We start from the raw sequence: 9,888 nt of genomic DNA on the forward strand, positions 1-9,888 counted from the left end.
AGCACCGCAAAGGGCGCCAGGATGAAAAACGCGGCAAGATCTGGACCCGCATCATTCGTGAAATCACTGTAGCCGCCCGTGCCGGTGGCGGCGACCTGTCTGCCAACCCCCGCCTGCGCCTGGCGGTGGACAAGGCCAAGGCGGCCAACATGCCCGCCGACCGCATCAAGTACAACATCGACAAGGCCACGGGCAACGCCGAAGGCCTGACCTACGAAGAAATCCGCTACGAAGGCTATGGCATTGGCGGCGCAGCCATCATGATCGACACCATGACCGACAACCGCGTGCGCACCGTGGCCGAAGTGCGCCATGCGTTCAGCAAACACGGTGGCAACATGGGCACCGAAGGCTCGGTGGTGTTCCAGTTCAAGCACTGCGGCCAGCTGATCTTTGCCCCCGGTACCAGCGAAGACAAGGTGATGGAAGTGGCGCTGGAGGCAGGCGCTGAAGACGTAGTGACCGACGAAGACGGCGCGGTGGAGGTGCTGACCGCCCCAGCCGACTTTGAAGCGGTGAAGAACGCGCTGGAGGCTGCAGGCCTGACGGCCGAAGTGGCGGGCGTGACCATGCGGCCTGAAAACACCATCGAACTGACCGGCGAAGACGCCGCCAAGATGCAGAAGCTGCTGGATGTGCTGGAAGACCTGGACGACACGCAAGAGGTCTACCACAACGCGGCGCTGTGACTTTGCATCCGTTGATCACCGCTTTATTCTTGCCCTGACCTGTTTTCCGACTGATATTCCCCCGAATCCCGCCCAGCAGCGCATCGCTGTGGGCCGGATTCACAAAAGGTTCCTATGAAAGTACTTGTGATTGGTGGCGGCGGCCGTGAACACGCGATGGCGTGGAAACTGAGCCAGTCCCCCAAGGTGACCAAAGTGTTTGTGGCACCCGGCAACGGTGGCACGGCCCTGAACCCCAAGCTCGAAAACGTGGCGATCTCCGACGTGCGCGAACTGCGCGCGTGGGCCCAGGCCGAGAAGATCGCGCTGACGGTGGTGGGCCCCGAAGCCCCACTGGCGGCTGGCGTGGTCGATGAGTTCCGTGCCAACGGCCTGCGCATCTTCGGCCCCACCAAGGCGGCTGCCCAGCTCGAAAGCTCCAAGGCCTTCTCTAAGGCCTTCATGCGCCGCCATGGCATCCCCACGGCCGACTACGACACCTTTACCGACCCGGCAGCCGCCCACGCGTTTGTGGACCGGCTGGGCGCACCCATCGTCATCAAGGCCGACGGCCTGGCAGCGGGCAAGGGCGTGGTCGTGGCCATGACTCTGCAGGAGGCCCACGACGCGGTGGACTTCATGCTGGTGGACAACAAATACGGTGTGACGCACAACGAAGGCGGCGCGCGTGTGGTGATCGAGGAATTCCTCGAAGGCGAAGAAGCCAGTTTCATCGTGCTGTGCGACGGCAAGAACGTGCTGGCCCTGGCCACTAGCCAAGACCACAAGCGCTTGAAGGACGGCGACGAAGGCCCCAACACCGGCGGCATGGGTGCGTATTCGCCCGCGCCCGTGGTCACGGCCGATGTGCACGCCCGCGCGATGCGCGAGATCATCCTGCCCACCATCCGGGGCATGGAAAAGGACGGCATTCCCTACACGGGCTTCCTGTATGCCGGCCTGATGATCGACGCCAAGGGCCAGCCCAAGACGCTCGAATTCAATTGCCGCATGGGCGACCCCGAGACGCAGCCCATCTTGATGCGCCTGAAGAGCGACTTCAGCGACGTGATGGCCGCTGCTGCTGACGGCAAACTCGACCAGATGGAACTGCAATGGGACCGCCGCACCGCGCTGGGCGTGGTCATGGCCGCCCATGGCTACCCGGAGAACCCGCGCAAGGGCGACCCCATCACTGGCCTGCCTGCTGAGGCGGACGATGCCGTGGTGTTCCATGCGGGCACGCAGTTGAAGGATGGGGTGGTCAGCGTGACCGGTGGCCGGGTGTTGTGCGTGACGGTGCTGGCCGACAGCGTCAAGCAGGCGCAGCAGCGTGCGTATGACGTGGCACGCGGCATCCAGTTTGATGGCGCGCAGTACCGCCGCGACATCGGCTTCCGTGCCCTGAAAAGCTGATGGCAGACGCTCAGACCCTGAACCCTGCCGACACGGTGACCCGCGTGCGCGGCTACCTGGTGGGCCTTCAGGCCCGCATCACCGATGCGCTGGAAGCCGTGGAAGCCGCTGAAGGTGAGGGCGGCGCACGCTTTCTGGCCGATGCCTGGAGCAAGCCGCCCGGCGAGCCGCTGCAGGGTGACGGCATCACCAAGATCATGGAAGGCGGCCGCGTGTTCGAGCGTGCGGGTTGCGGCTTCAGCCACGTACGCGGCCCGCAGCTGCCACCTTCGGCCACGCAGCACCGGCCCGAGCTGGCGGGTGCGCCGTTCGAGGCCATGGGCGTGTCGCTGGTGTTCCACCCTCGCAACCCGTATGTGCCCACGGTGCACATGAACGTGCGCATGATCGCCGCCGGCCACCCCGGCCAGGCACCCACCTGCTGGTTTGGCGGCGGCATGGACCTCACGCCGTACTACGGGTTTGAAGAGGATGCGGTGCACTTTCACCGCACCTGCCGCGATGCGCTCAGCGCCTTTGGCGACGACAAGTACCCCCGCTTCAAGCAATGGTGCGACGAGTACTTTTATCTCAAGCACCGCAGCGAGCAGCGCGGCGTGGGCGGCGTGTTCTATGACGATTTCTCGGAGCTGGGCTTTGAACAAAGCCTGGCGATGACGCAGTCGGTGGGCGATGCCTTCCTCGGCGCCTACCTGCCCATCGTCGAGAAACGTCGGGGCATGCCCTACGGCGAGCGCGAACGCGACTTCCAGCTGTATCGCCGGGGCCGCTATGTCGAGTTCAACCTGGTGTGGGATCGGGGTACACACTTTGGCCTGCAGTCGGGCGGGCGAACCGAGTCCATTTTGCTGTCCATGCCGCCGCTCGTGTCTTGGTCTTACCAGCGCTCTGACGCAGCCGATTCGGCCGAAGCCGACCTCACGCAACGCTTTTTGGTGCGGCGCGACTGGCTGGCTGAAGGCCTTGGCGCAGCGCAGTCAATGGCCTGAAAAACGCAAAAGCTATAATTTCAATAGCTGCCCGCGCTTTTCACATGAGCGCAAGAGGTCAAAAACACCTCATATTGCTGCAGCGCCCCAGCACAACACCCGCGCAACACTCAAGGCCCAGCCCGCTGGCTGCGCGATGCGTTGCACGCTATATTGATTCCATTCCCTCTCTATTCACCGCCTGATGACCACCTCCACCAAATCGGAAACCGCTGCCAAAAAAGACGTCACCAAACTCCAGCGCGCCATCGTTGATGGCCTGGAAGACGTCAAGGCGCAAGACATCCAGGTCTTCAACACCGAGCATCTCTCGCCGCTGTTTGAACGGGTGATCGTGGCATCGGGCACCTCCAACCGCCAGACCAAGGCCCTGGCCGCCAGCGTACGCGACGCGGTCAAGGAGGCTGGGTTCTCCAAGCCCCGCATCGAAGGCGAAGACAACGGCGAATGGATCATCGTGGACTGTGGCGCGGCTGTGGCGCACATCATGCAACCGGCCATCCGCCAGTACTACCGCCTGGAAGAGCTGTGGGGCGACACCCCCGTGCGCCTGAAGCTTGGCGCAGCCAAGCCGGTGTCCAGCGCGGCCACAGAGTTGGCCGAGAAGAAGTCGGCCCAGAAGGCGGCCAAGTCTGACGCCAAGGCGGCAGGCAAGGCGCCCGCCAAGAAGGCGGCGGCCCCCACCGTAGCCGCCCGTTCGGGCAAGGCCACCGTCAAGGCGGTCGCCAAGACCTCTGCGAAGACTGCTGCCAAAACAGCCCCCAAGCCCGCTGCAAAAACCGCAGCCAAGGCTGCACCTGCCAAATCGGCTGCCAAGACAAGCTCCGCCAAGCCAGCCAGCAAGACCACTGGCGCAGTTGCCACCAAGAAGCCCGCAGCCACCAAGACCCCTGTCAAGACGGTGGTGGTCAAGCCCGGTGGCGCCAAGAAGCCTGCGGCCAAGAAGTCGCCAGCTGCCAAGTCCCCTGCGCGCGCAGCTGCCAAGCCAGCCTCCGCATCGGGCTCCAAGCCCGCGGCCAAGAAGGCACCTGCTCGCAGCAAGGGCTGATCCGTTTCAGCTGCCGCGCGCTCCATCGCTTGCGCGCGGCAGCGGTGATTCCCTCACGCATCCAGGTTGATCCATGAAGCTGCTGATAGTGGCGGTCGGTCAGCGGGTGCCCGACTGGGCGCAGACCGCGTACGACGATTACGCCAAACGTTTTCCACCTGAACTCAAGGTCGAGCTCAAGGCCGTCAAGACCGAGCCGCGCGGCTCCAAGACGCTGGAGACGCTCTATGCCGCCGAGCGCGAGCGCATCGAGGCGGCCATCCCGCGCGGCACGCGCGTGGTGGCACTGGACGAGCGTGGCACCAACCTCACCACCAAGGCCCTGGCCGAACGGCTCAAGGGCTGGCAACTGGGCGGTGACGACGTGGCATTGGTCATCGGTGGCCCCGACGGGCTGGACCCGGCCTTTCGCCAGGGTGCGCACGAACGCATTCGCCTGTCCGACCTGACCCTTCCCCACGCCATGGTGCGGGTGTTGCTCATCGAGCAGCTGTACCGCGCCTGGTCGGTGAATGCCGGGCATCCTTACCATCGTGAATGAAGCAGACCCTTTGCGATGATGGTCTGTGCTACTCCTGTTTTCATAGCTGCTAGCGCTTGATGAATAAGCGCTAGAGCCGATTTTTATTCAAAATCCGTTCATGCCCGACTTCATCTACCTCGCCTCCCAGAGCCCGCGCCGCCGCCAGTTGCTTGAACAGTTGGGCGTGCGCCACGAACTGCTGCTGCCCAACGTGGATGGCGACGAGCCCGAAGACGCTGAAGCCATCGAGGTGGTGCTGCCCGGCGAAGCGCCCACAGCGTACGTGGAGCGCGTGACGGCGCTCAAGCTCGACGCGGCCGTGGCCCGGCGTGCACGGCGCCAGTTACCGGATGCGCCCATCCTGTGTTCCGATACCACCGTGGCCCTGGGCCGCACCATCTACGGCAAGCCCGACGATGCCGCCCATGCGGCACGCATGCTGGCTGAACTGGCAGGGCACGAGCACCGCGTGCTGACCGCTGTGGCTCTGCTGGTAGGCACCAAGCGGCTGACGGCACTGTCGGTATCGCGCGTCACTTTCGCGCCCATGGCACCTGCGCAGATCGAGGCGTATGTGGCTACGGGGGAGCCGCTGGGCAAGGCGGGCGCCTACGGCATCCAGGGCCGGGCGGCGGCGTATGTGGAGCACCTGGCGGGCAGCTATTCGGGCATCATGGGGCTGCCGATGTACGAGACCGCGCAGCTGCTGCGCGCAGCGGGCTTTGCGATCTGAGCGACGCCAACCAAAGACAACAACAACGCCATGCAACAAGACATCCTGATCAATTGGTCCCCCCAGGAAACCCGGGTGGCCGTGGTGGAGCACGGCGCGGTGCAGGAGCTGCACATCGAGCGCACGCTGGAGCGCGGTCTGGTCGGCAATGTCTATCTGGGCAAGGTCTCGCGCGTGCTGCCAGGCATGCAGTCGGCCTTTATCGACATCGGGCTGGAGCGTGCGGCCTTCTTGCACGTGGCCGATGTGTGGCAGCGCCAGCCCGATGGCGAGCCGCCCGCATTTGCCCGCAAGAACGAGCCGCAGGTACCGATCGAAAAGCAGGTGTTCGAGGGGCAGGCGCTGATGGTGCAGGTCATCAAGGACCCGATCGGCACCAAGGGTGCGCGGTTGTCCACGCAGATCAGCATTGCCGGTCGCCTGCTGGTGTTTTTGCCGCAGGACGACCATGTGGGCGTGTCGCAGAAGATCCCTCCCGCCGAGCGCGATGCGCTGCGCGCGCGGCTGCAGGCGCTGGTGGGCGACAAATCCACGGGCGGTGGCGGCGGCTTCATCCTGCGCACCAACGGCGAAGATTCCACCGATGCCGAGCTGGCCGAAGACATCGCCTACCTGCGCAAGACCTGGGCGCGCATCAAGGAGGCATCGCTCAAGCTGCCCGCCATGTCGCTGTTGCACCAGGACCTGGACCTGCTGCAGCGCGTGCTGCGCGATCTGGTGGGCGACCACACGCAGACCATCCGCCTGGATTCGATGGAGCAGTTCCAGCGCCTGCGTGCGTTCGGGCAGGAGTTCATGCCCGCAGCCGCCGGCAAGCTGCAGCACTACAAGGGTGAGCGGCCGATTTTTGACCTGTACTCCATTGACGAAGAGGTGGCCAAGGCCCTGGGCCGCCGGGTCGATCTCAAATCGGGCGGCTACCTCATCGTGGACCAGACCGAGGCGCTGACCACCATCGACGTGAACACCGGCGGCTACGTGGGTGCTCGCAATTTTGACGACACCATCTTCAAGACCAACCTGGAGGCCGCGCAAGCCATTGCGCGCCAGCTGCGTCTGCGCAACCTGGGCGGCATCATCATCGTGGACTTCATCGACATGGTGCGGGACGACCACCAGCAGGCCGTGCTGTCGGAGTTCAAAAAGCAGCTGGCCCGCGACAGGGTCAAGACCATGTCATCTGGCACCTTCTCGCAACTGGGTCTGGTGGAGATGACGCGCAAGCGCACCCGCGAATCACTGGCACACATGCTGTGCGAGCCCTGCGAGGTGTGCCAGGGCAAGGGCAGCGTCAAAACTGCGCGCAGCGTGTGCTACGACATCCTGCGCGAGATCCTGCGCGAAGCCCGCCAATTCAACCCGCGCGAGTTCCGCGTGGTGGCGTCCGCGCGGGTGGTGGAGCTGTTCCTGGACGAGGAAAGTCAGCACCTGGCCGGCCTCTCTGACTTCATCAAAAAGCCCATCTCGCTGCAGGCCGAAAGCGCGATGGGGCAGGAGCAGTACGACATCGTGCTGCTGTAGCAGCAGCGTTGATCAACTGCGCGTTCAGAGGCTGAGAGTTTTTTAGCCGAGCCCGAAAGGCGCGCGAAAACGCCTCGGATCGAGGCGCAAAGCACAGCCATAGCTCGGGCTATGGCGAGCATTTGCAACGAAGAGCCGGGGCTTTTTGGCGTGCAAGGCGGGCATGGATAAAAGACTCTCAGCCTCTCAGGCCTCTATTTGCATCGCTGGGCGCGCCTGCACCCGCGCCAGCCAGGCCTGCACATGCGGGTGTGCATTGACGGGTGCACCCAGGTACACGCTGTAGCCCAGCACCGAGCCCACCACCAGATCCACTAGCGAATAGTCCGCGCCCAGCATCCAGGGCTGGGCGGCCAGGCGGGCATCCAGCAGGGTGAGCAGGTCGTTCAGCCCCGCTGTGGCTGCCTGTGCATGGGCAGGGGTGCGCAGCGCCTCTTCGCCCTGCGTGGCCAACTGCAGGCGCACCAGCACCGTGCCATAGGTCACGTACGCCCAGGTGCACCACGACAGCGCCTGCAGCGCCTCGGGCGTGCCGGCGGCAGGCCACAGGCCACGCTCGATGCCGTAGCGATGGCCCAGCCACAGGTGGATGGCCAGGGCCTCGAACATGGGCGCACCGTCCACCGTCAGCGTGGGGACCTTGCCATTGGGGTCCAGGGCGAGATATTCGGGGCGGCGCTGCTCGCCGGTGCGGATGTCGATCTTCACGCGCTCGTGGGGCACGCCCAGCTCGGTGAGTGCGCAGGCAATCGGGGTGGCGCTGGACATGGGGTGCCAGTAAAGGACGATGGACATGGAAAACTCCTTGGTCGTGGTGGAAGAAAAGGTGAAGTCACTGTAAGAACCATTGCGGACAATTTCAGTCCTCGATTCAACGTACAGTGGCGGCATGCTCAGTTCTTCCACACGCCTGTTGCGCCTGCTGTCCCTGCTGCAAACCCGTAGCCACTGGATGGGCCCCGAGCTGGCCGAGCGGCTGGAAGTGCATCCGCGCACGCTGCGGCGCGACATCGACCGCCTGCGCCAGCTGGGCTACCCGGTGCAGGCCAGCAGTGGCGTAGCGGGCGGCTATGCCTTTCGTGCGGGGCAGGCGTTGCCCCCGTTGCTGCTAGACGATGAAGAAGCCCTGGCCGTATCGATTGCGCTGCGCACCGCCACTGCGGGAGCCGTGGGCGGCATTGAAGAGCCCGCTCTGCGCGCCTTGGTGAAACTGGAGCAGGCCATGCCCCTGCGGCTGCGTGAGCAGGTGGACGCGTTGCGCTCCACCATCCTGCCGCTGGACCGCTCCGGGCCGGTGGTGGAGGCCACGTTGCTGGCCACGCTGGCGTCGGCCTGCCGCGACCAGTTGCGGCTTGGCTTCTCGTACGAAGACGGCAAGGGGCGCGCTACCCAGCGCTCGGTGGAGCCACAGGGCGTGGTGCACACCGGCATGCGCTGGTACCTGGTGGCGTGGGACTGCGACCGTGGCGACTGGCGCACCTTTCGCATCGATCGCATGGTGGCAAAGCCCGAAGTCGGCGCGCATTTCTCGCCGCGCCCCGGGCCGGACGGCGGCGACCTCAAGGCGTATGTGTCCCGCTCCATCACCGCGGCGCCGCACCCCGACCAGGCGCGGGTGGTGCTGCATGCACCTTATGCAGAAATGGCGCGGCGCATTCCGCAGTCGGCCGGTGTGGTCACGACGCTGGCCAACGGGCAGCAGTGCCAGCTGGAATGCGCGGCCAGCGATGCCCTGGTGTTCTGGCTCATGGCGCTGGATGTGGAGTTTGAGGTGCTGGCGCCCGCGTCGCTGCAGGAGCGGCTGCGCGTGGCGGGGGAGCGGGCGTTGCGTTGCACTGGTGCACGCAGTTCGTGAGTTGGCGTCAGGGTACGAACCGGTACCCGATACCCGCCTCAGTCCGCAAGTGCCGGGGCATGGAGGCGTTGTCCTCCACCTTCTTGCGCAGGTTGGCCATGTGCACGCGCACGTAGTGCGTGTCTTCTGCATGGCCTGGGCCCCACACGGCTTTGAGCAATTGGGCGTGGGTGATGACGCGGTCGGGCTGGGAGGCCAGGTAGGTTAGCAGCTTGTATTCGATGGGCGTGAGGTGCAGGGCCTCGCTGCCATCGCCTTCGCCATTGCTTTGCGTGCGGCGCTCCACCGTACGGCGGGCAAGGTCTACGGTGATGGGGCCGAACTGGATGACGGGTGTGGCTTCGGCGCCGGATGTCCTTTGGCTGCGCCGCAGCTGCGCGCGCACGCGGGCCATCAGCTCGCCCGAGCCAAAGGGTTTGACCAGGTAGTCGTCGGCGCCGGCATCCAGCGCCGCGATCTTGCTGGCCTCGGCGCTGCGGGCCGAGAGCACGATGATGGGCATGGCCGACCAGGTGCGCAGGTCTCGGATCAAGTCCACGCCATCCCCGTCGGGCAGACCCAGGTCCAGCACCACCAGGTCGGGGCGGCGGGTACCGGCCTCGATCAGGCCGCGCTGCAGGGTGGCGGCCTCGTGCACGGTGTGGCCTTCGGTCTCCAGCGTCAGGCGCACAAAGCGGCGGATGTCGGCTTCGTCTTCAACGATGAGGATGTGGGTGGGCAGGTCGGTCATGGGGGTTGCGGGGCCGCGCGTTCAAACTTCGCTGGTGGTGTCTGTATCGGTGCCCAGATCGGTGGGCGGTGTGCCGCGTGGCAGCAGCAGCGTAAAGCGTGCGCCTGCAGGCTGGCCCTGGGCGTTGTGGATGGTATCGCCCCGGATGCTGCCGCCGTGCGCCTGCACGATGGCGCGGCAGATCGCCAGCCCCAGGCCCACACCGGGCGTGGCGCTTTCGCGGGCGCCACGCTCGAACTTTTCAAACAGCAACTCTTCGCGCCCTTTGGGCAGGCCCGGACCTTCGTCGGTGAGGGTCAGTGCCACCGCGTCGCTTTGGGGCTGCGCGCTGATGTGAATGGTGGTGTCTGCGGGGGTGTACTTGGCGGCGTTTTCCAGCAGGTTGACCAGCACGCGCTCCATCAG

At 65.3% G+C, this 9,888-nt stretch carries 11 protein-coding genes; 8 read left to right on the top strand and 3 right to left on the bottom strand.

Annotated elements, in window-relative coordinates; all coding sequences use genetic code 11:
- The 7 genes from DBR23_RS19995 to rng form a co-directional block, all read left to right on the top strand.
- Positions 1–689 (top strand): YebC/PmpR family DNA-binding transcriptional regulator (locus tag DBR23_RS19995; RefSeq protein WP_108499366.1); only part of this gene is annotated, 689 nt, incomplete at its 5' end.
- Positions 690–803: 114 nt separating this feature from the next.
- On the top strand, positions 804–2,084 hold the full coding sequence (purD, locus tag DBR23_RS20000; RefSeq protein WP_108499359.1) for a phosphoribosylamine--glycine ligase: 1,281 nt from the start codon (positions 804–806) through the stop codon (positions 2,082–2,084).
- Positions 2,084–3,073 (top strand): oxygen-dependent coproporphyrinogen oxidase, encoded by a 990-nt coding sequence (gene hemF / locus DBR23_RS20005; RefSeq protein ID WP_108499360.1) that lies wholly within the window; start codon positions 2,084–2,086, stop codon positions 3,071–3,073. The genes purD and hemF overlap by 1 nt, the downstream gene beginning before the upstream one ends.
- A gap of 184 nt (positions 3,074–3,257) precedes the next feature.
- A complete protein-coding gene (gene rsfS / locus DBR23_RS20010) occupies positions 3,258–4,121 on the top strand; it encodes a ribosome silencing factor (RefSeq protein WP_108499361.1) in 864 nt (287 codons plus the stop codon).
- Between the two features lie 73 nt (positions 4,122–4,194).
- On the top strand, positions 4,195–4,662 hold the full coding sequence (gene rlmH / locus DBR23_RS20015; protein WP_010458753.1) for a 23S rRNA (pseudouridine(1915)-N(3))-methyltransferase RlmH: 468 nt from the start codon (positions 4,195–4,197) through the stop codon (positions 4,660–4,662).
- A gap of 100 nt (positions 4,663–4,762) precedes the next feature.
- Positions 4,763–5,377, top strand: coding sequence for a nucleoside triphosphate pyrophosphatase (locus DBR23_RS20020; protein WP_108499362.1), 615 nt, complete (start codon positions 4,763–4,765; stop codon positions 5,375–5,377).
- 30 nt (positions 5,378–5,407) lie between these two features.
- On the top strand, positions 5,408–6,898 hold the full coding sequence (gene rng / locus DBR23_RS20025; RefSeq protein WP_056062322.1) for a ribonuclease G: 1,491 nt from the start codon (positions 5,408–5,410) through the stop codon (positions 6,896–6,898).
- A 186-nt stretch (positions 6,899–7,084) separates the two neighbouring features.
- Here the strand turns inward: rng and DBR23_RS20030 are convergent, their stop codons facing one another.
- Positions 7,085–7,693, bottom strand: coding sequence for a glutathione S-transferase family protein (locus DBR23_RS20030; RefSeq protein WP_108499367.1), 609 nt, complete (start codon positions 7,691–7,693; stop codon positions 7,085–7,087).
- A gap of 94 nt (positions 7,694–7,787) precedes the next feature.
- On the opposite strand from DBR23_RS20030, the gene DBR23_RS20035 reads away from it, so the two are divergent.
- Positions 7,788–8,753 (top strand): YafY family protein, encoded by a 966-nt coding sequence (locus tag DBR23_RS20035; protein ID WP_108499363.1) that lies wholly within the window; start codon positions 7,788–7,790, stop codon positions 8,751–8,753.
- Positions 8,754–8,760: 7 nt separating this feature from the next.
- On the opposite strand, the gene DBR23_RS20040 is transcribed toward DBR23_RS20035, so the two are convergent.
- Positions 8,761–9,483 (bottom strand): response regulator, encoded by a 723-nt coding sequence (locus DBR23_RS20040; protein ID WP_108499364.1) that lies wholly within the window; start codon positions 9,481–9,483, stop codon positions 8,761–8,763.
- A 21-nt stretch (positions 9,484–9,504) separates the two neighbouring features.
- The coding region (locus tag DBR23_RS31245) for a sensor histidine kinase KdpD (protein ID WP_233250602.1) at positions 9,505–9,888 on the bottom strand (384 nt) is incomplete at its 5' end.

It is taken from the genome of Acidovorax sp. HMWF018 (assembly GCF_003061035.1).
GTDB classification, from domain to species: domain Bacteria; phylum Pseudomonadota; class Gammaproteobacteria; order Burkholderiales; family Burkholderiaceae_C; genus Acidovorax; species Acidovorax delafieldii.